Source organism: Variovorax sp. GW821-FHT06D12, from assembly GCF_059419205.1.
Genome location: NZ_JBWKRI010000006.1, coordinates 191,954 through 210,809 on the forward strand (window position 1 = coordinate 191,954; position 18,856 = coordinate 210,809).

The window sequence follows — 18,856 nt, forward strand, 5'->3', positions numbered from 1 at the left end:
ACCTGCCGTTGTCAGCCGCCGATACGTCCGCGCAGGCTCCTGCAGCCTCTGCGCCTGGCCCCGCCAGCAGCGACGTCCGCGGCCCGGCTTCCTTGCAGCGGCTCAAGACCCGCGCGCAATTCCAGGCCGTCCTCGCAGGTGCCACCGTGGCGCGCACTGCCCATTTCGCATTGCACCGCTGTGCGCTCGATGTTTCCTCATCGGGCGCCGCTTCGCTGTTTCCGTCCGATGAGGTCTGGCTGGGCGCCATGGTGCCCAAGCGCTGGGCACGCCGCGCGGTGACGCGCAACGCCATCAAGCGCCAGATCTACGCCGTGAGCGCCGCGCCCGGCGTCGTGTTGCCGCGTGCCGCGCACGTGGTGCGTCTGCGCGCCGGTTTCGATCGCAAGGCGTTCGTGAGCGCCTCCTCGGACAAGCTCAAGGCCGCCGTGCGCGCCGAGCTCCAGCAGCTGCTGGCGCGCGCCGGGCGTCCGCCGGCACCGGCTGCCGCCTCCCCCGCACCCGCCTCCGCATGAAACGCCTGCTGATCGGCCTCGTGAAGGGCTACCGCCTGTTGCTGAGCCCCTGGCTCGGGCAGTCGTGCCGCTTCACGCCGACCTGCTCCGTGTATTCGATCGAGGCGCTGGAAGTGCACGGCGCGCTCAAGGGCAGCTACCTGACGCTGCACCGCATCGCGCGCTGCCAGCCCTGGTGCCAGGGCGGCCACGATCCGGTTCCACCGAAATCACAGCGTCGCACTGACAAGTCAGGATCGCTGTTTTCGTCTCTTCTCTCCTCCGACAAGAAGTCTTCGTCATGAACGATATCCGCCGCACGATTCTGTGGGTGATTTTTGGTTTCTCGCTCGTGCTGCTGTGGGACCAATGGCAGGTCTTCAACGGCAACAAGCCGACCTTCCTGCCGTCGACCAAGCCCGCCGCCACGGCGCCGGCCACGGGCAGCGCGGCCAACAACGGCGTGCCGACCGCGGCTGCCGCAGCCGGCGGCACCGCAGGCGCCGTGCCCACGCAGGCGGCCCCGGCCACGCCGCGCGAGCAGGTCGTGGTGACCTCCGACCTGTTCAAGGCGACGATCGACAGCGAAGGCGCCACGGTCAACCACCTCGAACTGCTCAAGTACGACGAAGCCGACCGCACCAAGCGCGTCGTGCTGTTCGAGAACGGCTCGCCCGCCACGCGTTACGTGGCGCAGACCGGCCTGCTGAACCCCGTCGCCGGCGACGCCTTCCCCAACCACCTGACGGCCATGACGCCCAAGGCCGGTCCGCGCGCGATGGCCGACGGCCAGAACACGCTCGAGGTGAGCTTCGAAAGCGCCCCGGTCGGTGGCCTGAAGTACATCAAGACCTACGTGTTCAAGCGTGACGACTACGTCATCGGCGTGCGCCACGAAGTGGTCAACGTGAGCGACCAGCCGCGCGACGCGCAGCTGTACATGCAGCTGCTGCGCCACGGCACCGTGGCCGCCGGCACCATGTTCGGCACCAACACCTTCACCGGCCCGGCCGCGTACACCAACGAGAAGAAGTTCCACAAGCTCGACTTCAAGGACATTGCCAAGGGCAAGGTCGAGCCGCCGCCGCCGGCCAACGACGGCTGGATCGCGATGGTGCAGCACTACTTCGCGTCGGCCTGGCTGCTCAAGGGCGACCCGGCCAGCGAACAGCTGCGCCGCGAATTCCGCGTGAAGGACCTGGGCGACAACCTCTTCACCGTGGCCATGGTCGCCACGCTGCCGAAGATCGCCCCGGGCGCCACGCAGGTCGTGAACAGCGCGCTGTTCGCCGGCCCCGAAGAAGAAAAGAAGCTCGAAGCCATCGCCCCCGGCCTGGACCTGGTGAAGGACTACGGCATCTTCGCGATCATCTCCAAGCCGCTGTACTGGCTGCTCACGCAGCTGCACGGCATCCTGGGCAACTGGGGCTGGGCGATCGTGGCGCTGGTGGTGCTGCTGAAGGCGGCCTTCTACTGGCTCAACGCCAAGGCCTACGCCAGCATGGCCAAGATGAAGGCCATCAATCCCAAGATCATGGAAATGCGCGAACGGCTGAAGGACAAGCCGCAGGAAATGCAGCAGGAAATGATGCGGATCTACAAGACCGAGAAGGTCAATCCGATGGGCGGCTGCTTCCCCATCGTGATCCAGATCCCGGTGTTCATCGCGCTGTACTGGGTGCTGCTGTCGTCGGTTGAAATGCGCCACGCCCCGTGGATCGGCTGGATCACCGACCTGTCGGCACCCGATCCCTGGTACATCCTGCCGATCGTCATGACGGCCACCTCGCTGTTCCAGACCTGGCTCAATCCGACGCCGCCCGATCCGATGCAGGCCAAGCTGATGTGGATCATGCCGCTCGCGTTCAGCGTGATGTTCATCTTCTTCCCGGCCGGCCTGGTGCTGTACTGGATCACGAACAACGTGCTGTCGATCGCGCAGCAGTGGTTCATCAACAAGCGGCTGGGCGTGCTGGGCAAATAAGCCAGCCGGCCTCCGCCACCCGCAAAGGGCCGCATCCGCGGCCCTTTGCTTTTTGCTGAAAGAATCGCGCTGTCATGACCCTCGCCCGCACCACCGATCCCATCGTCGCCATCGCCACCGCCCCGGGGCGCGGGGCGGTCGGTATCGTTCGCGTGTCGGGTGCCCGGCTGGCGCCGCTGGTCCAGGCGCTGTGCGCCCGCGCCCTCAAGCCGCGCGAAGCCACCTACCTGCCCTTTCGCGATGCCCAGGGCGAACCGGTCGACCACGGCCTGGCGATCCATTTCCCCACGCCGCATTCCTACACCGGTGAAGACGTGCTCGAGCTGCAGGCGCACGGCGGCCCGGTCGTGCTGCAGCTGTTGCTGTCGCGCTGCCTCGAGGCCGCGGCCGAAATCGATCCGGCCACTGGCCGCCCGCGCCTGCCCGGCCTGCGCGTGGCCGAGCCGGGCGAGTTCAGCCAGCGTGCCTTTCTCAACGGCAAGATCGACCTGGCGCAGGCTGAGGCCATCGCCGACCTGATCGACGCGAGCACCGAGGCCGCTGCGCGCAGCGCCGGGCGCTCGCTGTCGGGCGCCTTCTCGCGCGAGATCCACACGCTGCGCGACGCGCTGATCCACCTGCGCATGCTGGTCGAGGCCACGCTCGATTTCCCCGAAGAAGAGATCGACTTCCTGCAGAAAGCCGACGCGACCGGCCAGCTGCAGCGGCTGCAGGCGCAGCTGGCCGCCGTGCAACAGCGCGCCAAACAGGGCGCGTTGCTGCGCGAAGGCATCAAGGTGGTGATCGCGGGCCAGCCCAATGCGGGCAAGAGCTCGCTGCTCAACGCACTGGCAGGCGCCGAGCTGGCCATCGTGAGCGCCATCGCGGGCACCACGCGCGACGTGGTCTCGCAGACCATCCAGATCCACGGCGTGCCGCTGCATGTGGCCGACACCGCGGGCCTGCGCGACAGCACCGACGAGGTCGAGCAGATCGGCGTGGCGCGCGCCTGGGGGCAGATCGAAAGCGCCGACGCCGTGCTGTTCCTGCACGACCTGACGCGCGCCGGCCAGCCCGACTACGCCGCCGCCGACGCCGAGATCCTGGCCGGCCTGCGGCGCAAGCTGCCGGCAAGCGTGCCGGTGCTCGATGTGTGGAACAAGCAGGACGCCGCATCGTCGACCGCGCCGCCGTCCGAAGGCATCGCGCTGTCGGCCAAGACCGGCGCGGGCATCGAGGCGCTGCGCGACCAGCTGCTGGCGATGGCCGGCTGGCAGGCCGTGCCCGAGGGCGTCTACCTGGCGCGCGCGCGCCACGTGCAGGCACTGGCCCGCGTCGAGACGCACCTCGCGCTGGCGGCGGCCCACCTGGCGGCGCAGGCGCAACTGCTCGACCTGCTGGCCGAGGAGCTGCGGCTGGCGCAGAACGCACTCAACGAGATCACCGGCGAGTTCGGCGCGGACGACCTGCTGGGGGTCATCTTTTCGCGCTTCTGTATCGGGAAATAGCGACACATGCGTGCGCTTCGCTGGTGAAAGCGTAAACAGTTGTAGCCGAACCTCGGGGCCTTCGCGGATACTTCGGATCACTTGCGGGGGTCGAGAAAAACATGTCCATCCAGAACCTGAGCCGCGCCATCGCGGAGAACCTGAGCGCCGACGCGTTCGCGCTGACCTTGAGCGTCGCGCAGTGGGACACGCTCGCGGGTTATCTGCAGCCCATCGAGACCGGTGTCGGCGACGTGCTGATCTCCCAGGGCACGCACGACCGCTCGGTGTTCTTCGTCGAAAGCGGCGCCATCAGCGTGCATCGCGTCAGCAGCAAGGAGCAGATGCGCCTGGCCGTGCTGTCGCCGGGCTCGGTGGTGGGCGAAGGCTCGTTCTTCTCGCGCGAGCCGCATGCGGCCAACGTGGTGGTCACCGGCGCGGGGCGCGTGTGGCGCCTCACGGCCGTGCGGTTCTCCGAGATGTCGAACCGCCAGCCCAACATGGCGCTGGACATCGCGATGGCGCTCGGCGCCGTGATCGCCAAGCGCATGGCGCACCGCTCCAAGCGGGTGGCCGTCACCTGAGCCTTCCGGCTCGCCGCGCGCTGCCAGCCGCCGCACAACAACAAGAACAAGTCTTCGTTTCCGATCCCGAGAATTGCTGGTGAGCCATGGCCTTGATCTGCCCGGTCTGTGACGCGGACAACCGCGAGGGTGCCAATTTCTGCAGGAACTGCGGTGGCCGGCTGTCGGCCGCCGACCGCGTGCCGCCCCCGGCGCCCAGCCCTGCCGACCGCGAATGGGCCACCACCGCACCGGCCCAGCTGCGCGCGCCGACCATTCCCGCACCGCTGTTCGATCCTGCCGAGTCGAAGCGCGCGTCGTCGCCGGCGTCCAACGGCTGGAGGCCCGAGCCGCCACCACCTCCTCCGCCCGCGGATGAAAAGACCGTGATCGTCGCGTCGGGGCGCGGGGGCGCCGCATCGTCCTTGCCTCCGTCCCCGCGGGCCGACCGGCCAAAGACGCGGATCAAGGTCAAGCGCATCAAGCCGCCCGAACCGGTGCTGCGCCCGCGCGGCATCGGGTTGTGGCTGGGGCTGCTCGCGGTCGCGCTGCTGCTGGTGGTCGCGGGCTGGCTGGGCTACGGGACCGGCAGCAAGGCGCCCGAGCCGGTCGTGGCACCGCCTCCTGTCGCCGCGCCGGCGCCCGCCGCGACGCCGCCGGTGGTCGAAGCACCGCCCGTCGCGACCGAGCCCGCGCCGCCCGTGGCCGAAGCGCCACCCGCGGAAGCGATCGCCGAGCCGGCGGAAGCCGCACCCAAGCCCGCGCCCGTCGCGAAGCCGCGCAAGCCTGTGACACCTCCCCTACCGACGCCGCAGATCCCAGCCGCTGCGGCGCCCGTGGCGGCTGCACCGGCCCCTGCGCCCGCGACACCGGCTCCACCGGCCGACCCGCAGACCCAATGCGGCGACCGTAACTTCATCGCCAAGGCGCAATGCATGGCGGCCCAGTGCGTGAAGCCCGAGTACAGGTCGCACGCACAGTGCGAAGCGGTGCGCCGTCAGCAGCGCATCGAAGAAGAAAAACGCAACCCGTCGCTCTTGAACTGAGCCCGCGCCGGCGCGCTCAGCCCTTCTGCAGCCGCTCGATGGCAATCGCCAGCGCGGCAGGCTTGCCCGACAGCACGAGGGTGTCGCCGTCCGACAGCAGCGTGTCGTCGGCCGGCACGCGCGCCTGGCCGTCCTGGCGGCGCAGGCTGGCCACCCGCACGCCCAGCGTCGGCAGCGCAATCCGTCCGAGCGTCTGGCCGATGGCGCGTGCGCCCGGCGTGAGCGTGAAGCTGTTCAGGCGCTCGTGGTCGATCTCGTCGGCGTTGTCGTCGTCGGCGCCGTGGAAGTAGCCGCGCAGCAGGTTGTAGCGTGCGTCGCGCTGGTCCTGCACCACGCGGATCACGCGCCGCATCGGCACGCCGACCAGCGCCAGCGCATGGCTGGCGAGCATCAGCGAGCCCTCGATGGCCTCGGGCACCACCTCGGTCGCGCCGGCGGCCTGCAGCTTCTCGAGGTCGTGGTCGTCCTGCGTCCGCACGATCACCGGCACGTGCGGCGCGTGGGCGCGGGTGTTGGCCAGCACCTTCATCGCGCCGCCCACGTCGAGGTAGGTGACGACCACCGCGCTGGCGCGCGCCAGGCCCGCGGCCATCAGCGCCTGCAGCCGCGCCGCGTCGCCGAACACCACCGAATCGCCGGCGGCTGCGGCTTGCCGCACGCGGTCGGGGTCCAGGTCGAGCGCCATGTAGGGAATGCCTTCGCGCTCCAGGATGCGCGCCAGGTTCTGGCCGCAGCGCCCGTAGCCGCAGATGATCACGTGCTGCGCGGTGTTGATGGTCTTGCGCGCGATGGTCGTCATCTGCAGCGACTGCTGCAGCCAGTCGCTGGCCACCAGCTTGCGCACGATGGCGTTGCTGTACATGACGATGAAGGGCGTGGCCAGCATCGACAGCACCATCGACGCCAGCACCGGGTTGGCCAGCCACGGCGGCAGCAGGTTGCGGTCCTGCGCGAGCGCCAGCAGCACGAAGCCGAACTCGCCGGCCTGCGCCAGGTACAGGCCAGTGCGCAGCGACACGCCCGAGGTGGCGCCCAGCACCCGCGCCAGCACCGTCACCAGCCCCAGCTTGAACAGCAGCGGCACCAGCAGCAGCACCGCCACCAGCAGCCAGCGCTCGACCACGATGTGCCAGTCGAGCGACATGCCGACGGTGATGAAAAACAGCCCCAGCAGCACGTCGTGGAAGGGGCGGATGTCGGTCTCGACCTGGTGCTTGTATTCGGTCTCCGACACCAGCATGCCGGCGATGAAGGCGCCCAGCGCCAGGCTCAGGCCGGCCAGCTCGGTGAGCCAGGCCAGGCCCAGCGTGATCAGCAGCACGTTCAGGATGAACAGCTCCTCGCTGCGCCGACGCGCCACCAGCGTGAGCCACCAGCGCATGATGCGCGGCCCGCCGTACAGCAGCACGCCGATGAGGAAGGTGGCCTTCACCAGCGCGAAGCCCAGCGCCTTGGCCAGCGCCTCGGGCGGCGCGCCCAGCGCGGGAATCAGCACCAGCAGCGGCACCACGGCCAGGTCTTGAAACAGCAGCACGCCCATCACGCGCTTGCCGTGTTCGCTCTCCAGTTCGAGCCGCTCGGCCATCAGCTTGACCACGATGGCGGTGCTGCTCATGGTGAGCGCGCTCGACAGCGCCAGCGTGGTCTGCCACCCCAGCTGCCAGGCCGGCGGCAGCTGCGTGGCGATCAGCAGCGCGCCGGCAGTGGCCAGCGCCATGGTCAGCAGCACCTGCGCCATGCCCAGCCCGAACACGTGCTTGCGCATGGCGCGCAGCTTGGGCAGGCTGAACTCGAGCCCGATCACGAACATCAGGAACACCACGCCGAATTCGCCCAGGTGGCGGATGCCTTCTGAGTTCTGCGCCAGTGCGAGCGCATGCGGACCGATGAGCACGCCGGCCGTCAGGTAGCCGAGCATCGGCGGCAGCTTGAGCGACCGGCAGGCCACCACGCCGATCACCGCGGCCAACAGATACAACAGCGTGAGATCGAACGAAGACATAGGCGCCGATGCTAGAGCAATGTCCGTGCCCCGGGCTTCCCCGGGCCATGTGATCGCCGACCGCGCCCGCCTCGTAAAATCCGGCGATGAGCTCCCGCCCCGCCCCGACCCACGTGGTCGACCCCGACGCCATCCTGGCCCGGGCACGCGTCACATTCGACATCGAAGCCGAAGCCGTCCTCGGCCTGAAGGCCCGTGTCGGCCCGAGTTTCGTCGAGGCCGTGCGCAAGATCCTCGAAGTGCGCGGCCGCGTGGTCGTGATGGGCATGGGCAAGAGCGGCCATGTCGGCCGCAAGATCGCCGCCACCCTCGCCTCCACCGGCACGCCCGCGATGTTCGTGCACCCGGCCGAGGCCAGCCACGGCGACCTCGGCATGATCAAGGCGGTTGACCTCGTGCTGGCCATCTCCAACAGCGGCGAGGTCGACGAACTCACCGTGCTGCTGCCGGTGGTCAAGCGCCAGGGCGTGCCCCTGATCGCCATGACCGGCCGCCCCGATTCCACGCTGGCGCGCCATGCCGACATCGTGATCGACGCCGGCGTCGCCAAGGAAGCCTGCCCGCTGAACCTCGCGCCCACCGCGAGCACCACCGCGCAGATCGCCATGGGCGACGCGCTGGCCGTGGCCCTGCTCGACGCGCGCGGCTTCGGCTCCGAGGATTTCGCGCGCTCGCACCCCGGGGGGGCGCTGGGCCGCAAGCTGCTCACCCACGTGAGCGATGTCATGCGCTCGGGCGACGAAGTGCCGTGCGTGCCGCCGACCGCCACCGTCAGCGAGCTGATGCGCGCGATGAGCATCAAGGGCTTCGGCGCCGCCGCGGTGGTCGAGCCCGACGGCCGGGCGCTGGGCATCTTCACCGACGGCGACCTGCGCCGCCTGATCGAGGCCGGCGCCGACCTGCGCACGCCCAAGGCGGCCGACATCATGCACCGCGACCCGCGCACCATCCGCGTCGACGCGCTGGCGGTGGAGGCGGCCGAACTCATGGAGCAATGCGGCATCACCCGCCTGTTCGTGATCGACGGCGCGGGGGTGATCGTCGGCGCGGTGAACACCAACGACCTGATGCGCGCGAAGGTCATCTGATGCCGCTTGATTTCCAGGCCGAGACCCTGCTGGACGCGCAAGACGTGCGCATCGTCTTCTTCGACATCGACGGCGTGCTGACCGACGGCGGCGTGTACTTCACCGAGCACGGCGAGACGCTCAAGCGCTTCAGCATCCTCGACGGCTACGGCCTCAAGCTGCTGCGCAAGGCCGGCATCACGCCGGCCGTGATCACCGGGCGCGACTCCAAGCCGCTGCGCGTGCGGCTCGAGGCGCTGGGCATCGAGCACGTGCGCTACGGCACCGAAGACAAGCTGCCCGCCGCCCAAGCCATGCTGAAGCAGCTCGGCTTCACCTGGGCGCAGGCCGCCGCCATCGGCGACGACTGGCCCGACCTGCCCGTGCTGACCCGCGTCGGCTTCGCGGCGGCACCGGCCAACGCGCACGCGGAGGTGCGCGCGGTGGCGCGTTACGTCACCACCGCACGCGGCGGCGAAGGCGCGGCGCGCGAATTCTGCGACCTGCTGTTGACGGCCTGCGGCCAGTACCGCCCGCTGCTCGACGCTGCCCTGGGCCCCCGACCATGAGCCCGCAGCTGCGACGCGCCTGGAACCTGACGCGCGATGTGCTCGACCGCACCACCATCTACCTGCCGATCATCCTGATGGCAGGCGTGGCGCTGGGCACCTACTGGCTGGTGCGCAATGCGCCCAAGCTGCTGGAGCCCACCGTCAAGGCGGCGCCCACGCACGAGCCCGACTACTTCATGCGGGACTTCGTCATCAAGAACTTCCTGCCCAACGGCGACTTGCGCAGCGAGCTGCACGGCACCGAGGGGCGGCATTACCCGGACACCGACACCATCGAGGTCGACCAGGTGCGCATGCGCTCGGTGTCGCCCGAGGGGCTGGTCACGCGCTCGTCGGCGAACCGGGGCCTGTCGAATTCCGACGGCAGCGAGATCCAGCTGTTCGGCAACGCGATCGTGATCCGCGAACCCGCGGTGAGCGCGAGCGGCAAGGCCACGCCGCGCCTCGAGTTCCGCGGCGAGTTCCTGCATGCCTTCCTCGACACCGAGAAGGTGCAGTCGAACAAGCCGGTCACGCTCATCCGCGGCAGCGACCAGTTCACGGGCGACACGCTCGACTACGACAACCTGAGCGGCGTGGCCAACCTCACGGGCCGCGTGCGCGGCGTGCTGGTGCCGTCGGCCGCCGCAGGCAAGCCGCGCTGAGCGGCTGCCACACAAGAACAAGTTCCCGGGAGACGATCCACGCATGACCACCGCCGCACCGCTCGTCTTCATCACTGGCGCCTCCAGCGGCATCGGTCAGGCTTTGGCCGCGTGTTTCTACGACGCAGGCTACCGGCTGGCACTGGTCGCGCGGCGCACGGGCGAGATCGACACCTGGGCGGCGGGCCGCCAACTGGACGCGGGCCGCTACCAGGTCTACGGCGCCGACGTGGCCGACACCGACAGCATCGTGGCCGCCGGCACCGACTGCATCGCGCGCCAGGGCGTGCCCGACGTGGTGATCGCCAACGCCGGCATCAGCATCGGCATCGACACGGCCGAGCGCTCGGACCTCGACGTGCTGGCGCGCACCTTCGCCGTCAACAACGTGGGGCTGGCCGCCACCTTTCATCCCTTCGTGCAGGCCATGGTGCAGCGCGGCAGCGGGCGGCTCGTGGGCATCGGCAGCGTCGCCGCCATCCGCGGGCTGCCGGGGCACGGCGCCTACTGCGCGAGCAAGGCGGGCGTGGTCGCGTACTGCGAGAGCCTGCGCGGGGAACTGCACAACAGCGGGGTGAAGGTCGTCACGCTCTGCCCGGGCTACATCGACACGCCGCTGACGCAAGGCAACCGCTACGGCATGCCCTTTCTCATGCAGCCCGAGGATTTCGCAGCCCAGGCGCTGCGCGCCATCGAGGCCGGCACGAGCTACCGCGTGATTCCGTGGCAGATGGGCGTGGTCGCCAAGGTCATGCGCCTGCTGCCCAATGCCGTGCTCGACCGCGCGGTGCAGGGCCGGGCGCGCAAGAAGCGCAGCGGCGAAGCCTGAGCTTCATCGCCGATTGCATAGCGGGCACAGCGCGCAGGCAAAGAAAAAGGCTCCCGAGGGAGCCTTTTGTGTTTGTGTGCCGTGAGGCATGCGAAGGAGTGAACGGGGTTCAGTACCCACCGTTGCCGCCGCCGCCGTAGCCGCCACCGCCGCTGCGACCACCGCCGCCGCCACGGGGACCTGCGCCGTAGGGGCTGCGGAAACCGCCATCGCCACCACCGCCGCCGCCACCCGAACGACCACCACCGCCGCCGTAGCCGCCGCCACCGCCGGAACGGCCACCGCCGCCACCACCGTAGCCGCCACCACCGCCGCCGCCGTAGCCACCGCCACCACCGCCGCCATAACCACCACCGCCGCCGCCGTAGCCGCCGCCACCGCTGCGGGGGGGACGTGCTTCCATGGGACGTGCTTCGTTGACGACCACGCTGCGGCCGCCCAGGGGTTGGCCGTTCATGCCGTTGATGGCGGCCTGTGCTTCCGCGTCACTGCCCATCTCGACGAAGCCGAAGCCCTTCGAGCGACCCGTGTCGCGCTCCATCATGACCTTGGCGCTGGTCACTGCGCCGAACTGGCCGAAGGCCTGCTCGAGATCACCGTCGCGCACCGAGTAAGGCAGGTTGCCGACGTAGAGTTTGTTGCCCATCAAGGGACTCCTATAAACACATCAAGAAAAGCGATGGAGTCCCGAAAGCATCACTCAAACGAGAGCCGCCGAGCCGCGCGAAACTGACCGATCACCGAATTGCTCCCGCCCAAAATCAAGAGGGATGCTCGTGCATTATGGGTGAAATATCAAAAAAGCAAGCAGGAATTTGCGTCTTGAGGTAGCACCTTTCGAAACTAGTAGAAGTTAGCGCACGCCTACCTGTTTGGGCCGGGGGAATTGACGATGCGGCTACAATTCGCCGGTCATTGGGGAGTAGCCGCCTTCCGCATACGAGAAGGGCCCGCGTCAACAGACTTGTCCTTGCCCCACGAGGACATGGCGCGTGCAGTGAACACACCTGGCGAGACCTTTGACCGCACAACTTCGGGAATATGGCCGAAGGTGTTGTGCGGTCAATTGCGTCCTTCGGCCCAAGGAACCCCACATCCATCATGGAAGCTTTTCTCGTTGCAACGGGCGTGGTCGCGCTCGCCGAAATGGGCGACAAGACCCAACTCCTGGCCCTTTTGCTGGCCGCGCGCTTCAGGAAACCCTGGCCGATCGTGCTCGGCATCTTCGTCGCCACGGTCATCAACCACGCGCTGGCCGGCGCGGTCGGCAACTACATCACGCGCTGGCTCGGCCCCGAGGTGCTGCGCTGGATCCTGGGCGGCTCGTTCATCGCGATGGCCGTCTGGATGCTGATTCCCGACAAGCTCGATGAAGACGATGCCCCCGGCGTCTCGAAGTTCGGCGTCTTCGGCACCACCGTGATCGCCTTCTTCCTGGCCGAGATGGGCGACAAGACCCAGATCGCCACCGTCATGCTGGCCGCCCGCTTCACGCAGGACTACGCCTGGGTCGTCGTCGGCACCACGCTGGGCATGATGCTGGCCAATGCGCCGGTGGTGTGGCTGGGCGACAAGATCGTGCGGCGTGTGCCGATCAAGCTCGTGCACGGCATCTCGGCGGCGATCTTCCTGGTGCTGGGCGTCGTGATGATCGTCGGCTGGTAGCAGGAAAAAGTCACGGGGCTATACTTGCCCTGCGCCGATTTGCTTCAGCTTGCGGGCGCTTTATAAATTCTGCTAAAGACGGCTGCCGAACCCGGCTCGTTTTTGGCGAGGCCGGGTTTTTTCATTCATGTCGTCGTCACCTTTGGTCGTCACCCCGCAGTCGATGCAGTTCGCAGGCCCGCTGGCCCTGCGCAGCGGCGCCTCGATCAGCGGCTACACGCTCGCCTACGAAACCTACGGCACCCTCAACGCCGAGCGCAGCAATGCGGTGCTGGTGTGCCATGCGCTCAACGCCTCGCACCACGTCGCGGGCGTGTACGAGGGCCAGGCCCGCTCCGAGGGCTGGTGGGACAACATGGTGGGCCCGGGCAAGCCGCTGGACACCGACCGCTTCTTCGTGATCGGCGTCAACAACCTCGGCTCCTGCTTCGGCTCGACCGGGCCGATGCACGTGAACCCCGCCAACGGCCGCGTCTACGGCGCCGACTTCCCGGTGGTCACGGTCGAAGACTGGGTCGACGCCCAGGCCGCGCTGCTCGACGCGCTGGGCATCCGCACGCTCGCGGCCGTGATGGGCGGCAGCCTCGGCGGCATGCAGGCGCTGTCGTGGACGCTGCAGTACCCCGACCGCGTGCGGCACGCCGTGGTGGTGGCCAGCGCGCCCAACCTCACGGCCGAGAACATCGCCTTCAACGAGGTGGCGCGCCGCGCCATCGTGACCGACCCCGACTTCCACGGCGGCCACTTCTACGAATACGGCGTGGTGCCCAAGCGCGGCCTGCGCATCGCCCGCATGATCGGCCACATCACCTACCTGAGCGACGACGTGATGAACGCCAAGTTCGGGCGCATCCTGCGCAGCGCCGTCGAGGGCGAGGTGGCGGGGCTCGACTACCGCTATTCCACGCAGGACATCGAGTTCCAGATCGAGAGCTACCTGCGCTACCAGGGCGATAAGTTCAGCGAGTACTTCGACGCCAACACCTACCTGCTGATCACCCGCGCGCTCGACTACTTCGACCCTGCGCGCCACCACGGCGGCCAGCTCAGCACCGCGCTCGCGCAGGCCACGGCCAAGTTCCTGCTCGTGAGCTTCAAGACCGACTGGCGCTTCTCGCCCGCGCGCAGCCGCGAGATCGTGAAGGCGCTGCTCGACAACCGCCGCAACGTGAGCTACGCCGAGATCGACGCGCCGCACGGCCACGACGCCTTCCTGCTCGACGACGTGCGCTACATGGGCGTGGTGCGCTCGTACTTCGAACGCGTCGCCAAGGAATTCCAATGAGCGACCTTGCACACCAACGACTGATTGCACAGCTTGTGCCCCAAGGCTCGCGCGTGCTCGACCTGGGCTGCGGCGACGGCGCCCTGCTCGACCTGCTTCAGCGCGAGCGCGGCTGCACCGGCTACGGCGTGGAGATCGCGGACGGCAACGTGCTGCAGTGCATCCGCCGCGGCGTCGACGTGATCCAGCTCAACCTCGACGAAGGCCTGGCGATGTTCGACGACGCCACCTTCGACGTGGTGCTGCAGATCGACACGCTGCAGCACCTGCGCAATGCCGAGGTCATGCTGCGCGAGACCGCGCGCGTGGGCCGCTTCGGCATCGTCGCCTTTCCCAATTTTGCGCACTGGCCCAACCGCCTGAGCGTGGCGCGCGGGCGCATGCCCGTGACGCGCCGCCTGCCCTACCAGTGGTACGACACGCCCAACATCCGCGTCGGCACCTACAAGGACTTCGAGGTGCTGGCCGGCAAGAACAACCTGCGCGTGCTCGACGCCTTCGGCCTGCAGAACGGGCGCGACGTGCGCTGGCTGCCCAACGCGCGCGCCAGCACGGCGGTGTTCAAGTTCGAGCGGGGCGGCTGAGCACGCCGCCCCTGCACCGCACGGACATCGGGTCGGAATGAGCTTCACGCTCGCGCAGCCGGTTCACAGCGACCTGCTCATCAAGAAAAGCCGCTTCATCGGCTGCGTGCAACCGGTGCCCGACCGCGCGGCCGCGCTGGCGGTGGTCGCCTCGCTGCGCGCCGAACACCCGGGCGCCGCGCACGTGTGCTGGGCCCTGATGGCCGGCGGCCAGTCGGCCGCGAACGACGACGGCGAGCCCGGCGGCACGGCCGGTCGCCCGATGCTCGAGGTGCTGCGCCACCAGCAGGTGGAAGGCGCGCTCGCCACCGTGGTGCGCTACTTCGGCGGCGTGAAGCTCGGCGCCGGCGGCCTCGTGCGGGCCTACACCGACGCCGTGGCGCAGGCCCTGCTCGGCGCCACGCTGGTGCCGCTCGTGCGCCAGCGCCACCTGCAGTGCGCCGTGCCCTACGCGCTCGAGGGGCTGGTGCGGCGCGAGCTGGCCGCCATCGGCGCGGTGCTCGAAGACGTGCAGCACGGCGACGACGTGCGCTTTGCCTTCGCGCTCCCCGCACCCGAGGCCGATGCCTTCATCGCGCGCCTCGACGATGCTGCGCAAGGGCGCGTCGTCTGGCCGACGGCGTGAGCCGCTTCGCCGGCGCCTTGCCTGGCGTCGGCTCTGCCGCCAGCGCGAGCACGCCACGCGAGGCGAGCGCGATCGGCTCCGCCAGGTCGTCGTCGACGCCGCGCCGCGTCATCTCGGCCGTGACGATGCCGGTGGGCACGGCCAGCACGCCCCAGCCCAGCAGCATCATCACCGAGGCGATCGCGCGGCCCAGGTCGGTCTTGGGCACGAGGTCGCCGAAGCCGACCGTGGCCATGGTGGAAATCGCCCAGTAGATCGCCACCGGAATGCTGGTGAAGCCGTGCGTCGGGCCCTCGACCACGTACATCAGCGTGCCCATCACCAGCACCACCAGCATCACGAAGCCCACGAACACCGTGATCTTCCGGCGGCTCGATGCCACCGCCGACACCAGCGCGCGGTACTCCACCGAATAGCGCGATAGCTTGAAGATGCGGAACACGCGCAACAGCCGCAGGATGCGCACGTCGATCAGGTACGCCAGCTCGGGCGCGAAGGCCACGAGAAAGGTCGGCAGCAGCGCGAGCAGGTCGATCACGCCGTAGAAGCTCAGCGCGTAGCGCAGCGGCTTGTTCACGCAGCACAGCCGCGCGATGTACTCCAGCGTGAAGAGAATCGTGAACACCCATTCGAGGGCATTGAACAGTGGGCGCCACTGGTCGCGGATCGACTGCACGCTGTCCAGGATGACGACCAGCACGCTGGTCACGATCACCGCGATCAGCGTCAGGTCGAACCACAGGCCGGCGGGGGTGTCGGCTTCGAAGATCACGGTGAACAGCGTGCGCCGCCAGCCGCGCGCGGGCTTGTCGAACCGCGAGTCGGTGGCGGCGGGCGTGGACAGGGCTTCGATGTTCGGTCGGATCAGGCGGGTCATGCGGGGCATTGTCAGGGGCCTCGGGCGACTTATTCAGTTACGCTTATTGCGCAATGAAGTGCCGCATGCCGTGAGTGCGTTCTTACGATAGTCCCCTTTCTTGAGGAGCTCCCCATTGGCCACACAGTCCCCCTTTTTCGGCAAGCGTGATCGTGACACCGACTCGCTGACGTCCCGTCCCGCACCGCTGGTTGGTTCGGGCACCAATCTCTCGGGCACTCCCGTCAATCCCTCCTCGTTGACCGCACAGGCCGGCTTGGCCCCGGCGGCTGCGCCCGTCAAGGAAGGCGGCAGCAAGCTCACCGTCGGCCCGAACATCAAGCTCAAGGGCGTCGAGATCACCGACTGCGACACGCTCGTGGTCGAAGGCCTGGTCGAGGCGACGATGGATTCGCGCCTGATGCAGATCGCCGAACAGGGCGAGTTCAAGGGCTCGGCCGAGATCGACATCGCCGAGATCCGCGGCGTGTTCGACGGCAACCTCACCGTGCGCGAGAAGCTCGTCATCCACTCGACCGGCAAGGTCACCGGCAAGATCCGCTACGGCAAGATCGTGATCGAAGAAGGCGGCCAGCTGTCGGGCGAAATCAGCTTCGGCGCCAAGCCGTCGCTGCAGGCCGCCGCCTGAGGCACCTGACGCGCCCGGTCTGACGATCGGTCAGGGCGCTTTCTTTTTCGGTGGGGCCTTCTTGGCCGCCGGCTTCGGCTTGTCCGCGGCGGCGGCCATTGCTGCGTCTGCAGCCGGCGGCGCCCACCCCAGGCGCTGCAGCAAGGCACCGGCCGCGGCCGGTGCTCTCTCCTTGGCGCCGTTGATGAAATACACGAACACGTCGCGCGCCTTCGGCGTCGTGGTCCAGCCTTGCGCGCGCGCGGCCCAGGTGTCCAGCGCCTTGGGCGCGTAGCCGGTCGCGAGCGACGCGTCGGCCATCATGAGCCGCGCATAGGCGACGTCGCCTTCGGGCTCCTCGAACGATGGAAACTTGTCGGCGTCGGTGAACACGGTCGACACCTTGTGCTTCTTCGCGAGCGCCTTGTAGGCGGGCGTGATGAAGCTCTCGTGGCGCACGTCCATCACGTGGCGCAGCACGCGGCTGCCTTCCTTCTTCGGCAGCAGCTCCAGAAACGCCTCGAAGTCTTCCGCATCGAACTGCTTGGTCGGCATGAACTGCCAGACGATCGGCCCGAGCTTGTCGCCCAGCTCGGCCACGCCGCTGTCGATGAAGCGCTGGATCGACTCGCCCGCAGTCGCCAGCACCTTGCGGTTGGTGGTGAAGCGCGAGGCCTTCATCGAGAACACGAAGTCGTCGGGCGTGTCGTCGCGCCACTTGCGGAAGGTCTCGGGCTTGAAGGTGCTGTAGTAGGTGCCGTTGATCTCGATGGCGCTGACCTGCCGGCTGGCGTGGTTCAGCTCCTTCGCATGGGCCAGGCCCTTGGGGTAGAAGTTGTCGCGCCAGGGCTCGTAGGTCCAGCCGCCGATCCCCACCTTGATCCGCGTCGATGTTGCCTTGCTCACATTGCGCTCCGGGTTTTGAGATCGCCCGCACTCTACGCGCGCTCGCCGCGAGGCGCAAAATGCGTTTTTTCGTCCCCGCGGAGAATCCCCCGATGAACGCCCCCCTGCACCGTGAAATGCCCGCCGGCACGCTCGACGCGACGCGCGCCCTCTCTGATGTCACTGCCCGATGGGACGGCGACATCGTCAAGCAACTCACTGACTACATCGCCATCCCCGCCAAGTCGCCCGGCTTCGACAAGGACTGGTCGGCCAACGGCTACCTGGAGACCGTGCTGCGCAACGCCGCGGCCTGGGTCGAGGCGCAGAAGGTCGAAGGCCTGAAGCTGGAGATCGTGCGCCTGGAAGGCCGCACGCCGGTGCTGTTCTTCGAAGTGCCGGCCACCGGCACGAACATGGCCGAGACCGTGCTCATGTACGGCCACCTCGACAAGCAACCCGAGTTCACCGGCTGGCGCAACGACCTCGGCCCGTGGACGCCCAAGTACGAGAACGGGCTGCTCTACGGCCGCGGCGGCGCCGACGACGGCTACGCGGTGTACGCCAGCGTGGCCGCGCTGCAGGCGCTCAAGGCCCAGGGCGTGGCGCACCCGCGCATCGTCGGCCTCATCGAGACCTGCGAGGAAAGCGGCTCCTACGACCTGCTGCCCTACGTCGACGCGCTGCGTCCGCGCCTGGGCGAGGTCGAGCTGGTGATCTGCCTGGATTCGGGCGCCGGCAACTACGACCAGCTGTGGCTCACGACCTCGCTGCGCGGCATGGCCAGCGGCACGCTCAAGGTCGAGGTGCTGACTGAGGGCATCCACTCGGGCGACGCCTCGGGCCTCGTGCCCTCGAGCTTTCGCATCATGCGGCAGGTGCTCGATCGCCTCGAAGACAGCGCCACCGGCCGCCTGCTGCCCGCCAGCTTCCACTGCGAAGTGCCGGCCGACCGGCTGGCGCAGGCCAAGGCCACCGCCGCCATCCTCGGCGACGAGGTCTACAAGCGCTTCCCGTGGGCGCACTACGACTGCGGCGGCTCGACCATGTTCGCGCTGCCGACCACCACCGACCCGGTCGAGGCGCTGCTCAACCGCACCTGGAAGCCCACGCTGTCGGTCACCGGCGCCGAAGGCTTCCCGGCCCTGAAGGACGCGGGCAACGTGCTGCGTCCCTACACCGCCTTCAAGCTCTCGCTGCGCCTGCCGCCGCTGGTCGATGCGGCCGAGACGGTGCAAAAGCTCAAGGCCCTGCTCGAGGACAACGCGCCCTACCAGGCACGCGTCACCTTCGAGAGCGGCGGCGGCGCCACTGGCTGGAACGCGCCCACCATCACGCCGTGGTTCGAGGACGCGCTCAACAAGGCCTCGCGCGCGCACTTCGGCGCCTCCTGCGGCTACATCGGCCAGGGCGGCACGATCCCGCTGATGAACATGCTGAGCGCCGGCTTCCCGACCGCGCAGATGATGGTCTGCGGCGTGCTGGGCCCGAAGAGCAACGCGCACGGCCCCAACGAGTTCCTGCACGTGCCCTACGCCAAGAAGCTGACGGCCGCCGTGGCCGAGGTCATCGCCGCCCTGCCCGTCGCGCACCGCGCTGCGGCTGCGGAGCCGGTGGCGGCTTGAGCGCCGCGCCGGGCCGCCCCAAGCAAGCTCGCTCCC

The 18,856-nt window shown here is 68.7% G+C and carries 20 protein-coding genes and 1 riboswitch; of the genes, 16 read left to right on the top strand and 4 right to left on the bottom strand.

The window, feature by feature from the left end; all coding sequences use genetic code 11:
• The first annotated feature begins 92 nt into the window (after positions 1-92).
• From AC07SQ_RS19865 to AC07SQ_RS19890, 6 genes are all read left to right on the top strand, one after another.
• Positions 93-515: a ribonuclease P protein component gene (locus tag AC07SQ_RS19865; RefSeq protein WP_495272613.1), complete on the top strand. Its 423-nt coding sequence runs from the start codon at positions 93-95 to the stop codon at positions 513-515.
• Complete coding sequence (gene yidD / locus AC07SQ_RS19870) at positions 512-799, top strand: membrane protein insertion efficiency factor YidD (protein ID WP_056574909.1); 288 nt, start codon at positions 512-514, stop codon at positions 797-799. The genes AC07SQ_RS19865 and yidD overlap by 4 nt, the downstream gene beginning before the upstream one ends.
• A complete protein-coding gene (gene yidC, locus AC07SQ_RS19875) occupies positions 796-2,478 on the top strand; it encodes a membrane protein insertase YidC (protein ID WP_495272614.1) in 1,683 nt (560 codons plus the stop codon). The genes yidD and yidC overlap by 4 nt, the downstream gene beginning before the upstream one ends.
• A gap of 74 nt (positions 2,479-2,552) precedes the next feature.
• A complete protein-coding gene (mnmE, locus tag AC07SQ_RS19880; RefSeq protein ID WP_495272615.1) occupies positions 2,553-3,965 on the top strand; it encodes a tRNA uridine-5-carboxymethylaminomethyl(34) synthesis GTPase MnmE in 1,413 nt (470 codons plus the stop codon).
• A 101-nt stretch (positions 3,966-4,066) separates the two neighbouring features.
• Complete coding sequence (locus AC07SQ_RS19885) at positions 4,067-4,528, top strand: Crp/Fnr family transcriptional regulator (RefSeq protein ID WP_062482896.1); 462 nt, start codon at positions 4,067-4,069, stop codon at positions 4,526-4,528.
• Positions 4,529-4,614: 86 nt separating this feature from the next.
• Positions 4,615-5,553 (top strand): zinc ribbon domain-containing protein, encoded by a 939-nt coding sequence (locus AC07SQ_RS19890; protein ID WP_495272616.1) that lies wholly within the window; start codon positions 4,615-4,617, stop codon positions 5,551-5,553.
• A 16-nt stretch (positions 5,554-5,569) separates the two neighbouring features.
• Here the strand turns inward: AC07SQ_RS19890 and AC07SQ_RS19895 are convergent, their stop codons facing one another.
• Positions 5,570-7,555, bottom strand: coding sequence for a monovalent cation:proton antiporter family protein (locus tag AC07SQ_RS19895; protein WP_062473618.1), 1,986 nt, complete (start codon positions 7,553-7,555; stop codon positions 5,570-5,572).
• A gap of 86 nt (positions 7,556-7,641) precedes the next feature.
• On the opposite strand from AC07SQ_RS19895, the gene AC07SQ_RS19900 reads away from it, so the two are divergent.
• From AC07SQ_RS19900 to AC07SQ_RS19915, 4 genes are read left to right on the top strand one after another with little or no spacing between them, the layout of a single operon-like run.
• Positions 7,642-8,643: a KpsF/GutQ family sugar-phosphate isomerase gene (locus tag AC07SQ_RS19900; protein WP_062473617.1), complete on the top strand. Its 1,002-nt coding sequence runs from the start codon at positions 7,642-7,644 to the stop codon at positions 8,641-8,643.
• A complete protein-coding gene (locus tag AC07SQ_RS19905; RefSeq protein ID WP_495272617.1) occupies positions 8,643-9,191 on the top strand; it encodes a KdsC family phosphatase in 549 nt (182 codons plus the stop codon). Before AC07SQ_RS19900 ends, AC07SQ_RS19905 begins: the two co-directional genes overlap by 1 nt.
• Positions 9,188-9,838: an LPS export ABC transporter periplasmic protein LptC gene (lptC, locus tag AC07SQ_RS19910; protein ID WP_070063362.1), complete on the top strand. Its 651-nt coding sequence runs from the start codon at positions 9,188-9,190 to the stop codon at positions 9,836-9,838. Before AC07SQ_RS19905 ends, lptC begins: the two co-directional genes overlap by 4 nt.
• A 43-nt stretch (positions 9,839-9,881) precedes the next feature.
• Entirely contained in the window at positions 9,882-10,667 is a 786-nt protein-coding gene (locus tag AC07SQ_RS19915; protein ID WP_495272618.1) for an SDR family oxidoreductase, read from the top strand.
• A gap of 109 nt (positions 10,668-10,776) precedes the next feature.
• Here the strand turns inward: AC07SQ_RS19915 and rbp are convergent, their stop codons facing one another.
• Complete coding sequence (rbp, locus tag AC07SQ_RS19920) at positions 10,777-11,313, bottom strand: RNA-binding regulator (protein ID WP_070063360.1); 537 nt, start codon at positions 11,311-11,313, stop codon at positions 10,777-10,779.
• Positions 11,314-11,572: 259 nt separating this feature from the next.
• A riboswitch (yybP-ykoY riboswitch) is annotated at positions 11,573-11,759 on the top strand.
• 9 nt (positions 11,760-11,768) lie between these two features.
• Between rbp and AC07SQ_RS19925 the strand changes: the two genes are divergently transcribed.
• From AC07SQ_RS19925 to AC07SQ_RS19940, 4 genes are all read left to right on the top strand, one after another.
• The gene (locus tag AC07SQ_RS19925) at positions 11,769-12,332 is read left to right on the top strand and encodes a TMEM165/GDT1 family protein (RefSeq protein WP_095747370.1); all 564 of its coding nucleotides are present in this window, start codon (positions 11,769-11,771) and stop codon (positions 12,330-12,332) included.
• A 127-nt stretch (positions 12,333-12,459) separates the two neighbouring features.
• The gene (gene metX / locus AC07SQ_RS19930; protein WP_070063358.1) at positions 12,460-13,617 is read left to right on the top strand and encodes a homoserine O-succinyltransferase MetX; all 1,158 of its coding nucleotides are present in this window, start codon (positions 12,460-12,462) and stop codon (positions 13,615-13,617) included.
• On the top strand, positions 13,614-14,201 hold the full coding sequence (gene metW, locus AC07SQ_RS19935; RefSeq protein ID WP_070063357.1) for a methionine biosynthesis protein MetW: 588 nt from the start codon (positions 13,614-13,616) through the stop codon (positions 14,199-14,201). Before metX ends, metW begins: the two co-directional genes overlap by 4 nt.
• A 37-nt stretch (positions 14,202-14,238) precedes the next feature.
• Entirely contained in the window at positions 14,239-14,826 is a 588-nt protein-coding gene (locus AC07SQ_RS19940; protein WP_095747369.1) for an IMPACT family protein, read from the top strand.
• On the opposite strand, the gene AC07SQ_RS19945 is transcribed toward AC07SQ_RS19940, so the two are convergent.
• Complete coding sequence (locus AC07SQ_RS19945; RefSeq protein ID WP_070063355.1) at positions 14,771-15,703, bottom strand: ion transporter; 933 nt, start codon at positions 15,701-15,703, stop codon at positions 14,771-14,773. The two genes, AC07SQ_RS19940 and AC07SQ_RS19945, sit on opposite strands and share 56 nt — an antisense overlap.
• A 115-nt stretch (positions 15,704-15,818) precedes the next feature.
• On the opposite strand from AC07SQ_RS19945, the gene AC07SQ_RS19950 reads away from it, so the two are divergent.
• Complete coding sequence (locus AC07SQ_RS19950; protein WP_095948395.1) at positions 15,819-16,331, top strand: bactofilin family protein; 513 nt, start codon at positions 15,819-15,821, stop codon at positions 16,329-16,331.
• A 30-nt stretch (positions 16,332-16,361) separates the two neighbouring features.
• Here AC07SQ_RS19950 and AC07SQ_RS19955 read toward each other — a convergent pair whose 3' ends face one another.
• The gene (locus AC07SQ_RS19955; protein ID WP_240531253.1) at positions 16,362-17,216 is read right to left on the bottom strand and encodes a DUF72 domain-containing protein; all 855 of its coding nucleotides are present in this window, start codon (positions 17,214-17,216) and stop codon (positions 16,362-16,364) included.
• A gap of 92 nt (positions 17,217-17,308) precedes the next feature.
• Between AC07SQ_RS19955 and AC07SQ_RS19960 the strand changes: the two genes are divergently transcribed.
• On the top strand, positions 17,309-18,820 hold the full coding sequence (locus tag AC07SQ_RS19960; RefSeq protein ID WP_139702948.1) for a M20 family metallopeptidase: 1,512 nt from the start codon (positions 17,309-17,311) through the stop codon (positions 18,818-18,820).
• The last annotated feature ends 36 nt before the right edge of the window (positions 18,821-18,856 follow it).

Coding starts and splice junctions, on each gene's coding strand:
- yidD (WP_056574909.1), top strand. CDS start 512: ATGAAACGCCTGCTGATCGGCCTCGTGAAGGGCTACCGCCTGTTGCTG.
- yidC (WP_495272614.1), top strand. CDS start 796: ATGAACGATATCCGCCGCACGATTCTGTGGGTGATTTTTGGTTTCTCG.
- mnmE (WP_495272615.1), top strand. CDS start 2,553: ATGACCCTCGCCCGCACCACCGATCCCATCGTCGCCATCGCCACCGCC.
- AC07SQ_RS19885 (WP_062482896.1), top strand. CDS start 4,067: ATGTCCATCCAGAACCTGAGCCGCGCCATCGCGGAGAACCTGAGCGCC.
- AC07SQ_RS19890 (WP_495272616.1), top strand. CDS start 4,615: ATGGCCTTGATCTGCCCGGTCTGTGACGCGGACAACCGCGAGGGTGCC.
- AC07SQ_RS19895 (WP_062473618.1), bottom strand. CDS start 7,555: ATGTCTTCGTTCGATCTCACGCTGTTGTATCTGTTGGCCGCGGTGATC.
- AC07SQ_RS19900 (WP_062473617.1), top strand. CDS start 7,642: ATGAGCTCCCGCCCCGCCCCGACCCACGTGGTCGACCCCGACGCCATC.
- AC07SQ_RS19905 (WP_495272617.1), top strand. CDS start 8,643: ATGCCGCTTGATTTCCAGGCCGAGACCCTGCTGGACGCGCAAGACGTG.
- lptC (WP_070063362.1), top strand. CDS start 9,188: ATGAGCCCGCAGCTGCGACGCGCCTGGAACCTGACGCGCGATGTGCTC.
- AC07SQ_RS19915 (WP_495272618.1), top strand. CDS start 9,882: ATGACCACCGCCGCACCGCTCGTCTTCATCACTGGCGCCTCCAGCGGC.
- rbp (WP_070063360.1), bottom strand. CDS start 11,313: ATGGGCAACAAACTCTACGTCGGCAACCTGCCTTACTCGGTGCGCGAC.
- AC07SQ_RS19925 (WP_095747370.1), top strand. CDS start 11,769: ATGGAAGCTTTTCTCGTTGCAACGGGCGTGGTCGCGCTCGCCGAAATG.
- metX (WP_070063358.1), top strand. CDS start 12,460: ATGTCGTCGTCACCTTTGGTCGTCACCCCGCAGTCGATGCAGTTCGCA.
- metW (WP_070063357.1), top strand. CDS start 13,614: ATGAGCGACCTTGCACACCAACGACTGATTGCACAGCTTGTGCCCCAA.
- AC07SQ_RS19940 (WP_095747369.1), top strand. CDS start 14,239: ATGAGCTTCACGCTCGCGCAGCCGGTTCACAGCGACCTGCTCATCAAG.
- AC07SQ_RS19945 (WP_070063355.1), bottom strand. CDS start 15,703: ATGACCCGCCTGATCCGACCGAACATCGAAGCCCTGTCCACGCCCGCC.
- AC07SQ_RS19960 (WP_139702948.1), top strand. CDS start 17,309: ATGAACGCCCCCCTGCACCGTGAAATGCCCGCCGGCACGCTCGACGCG.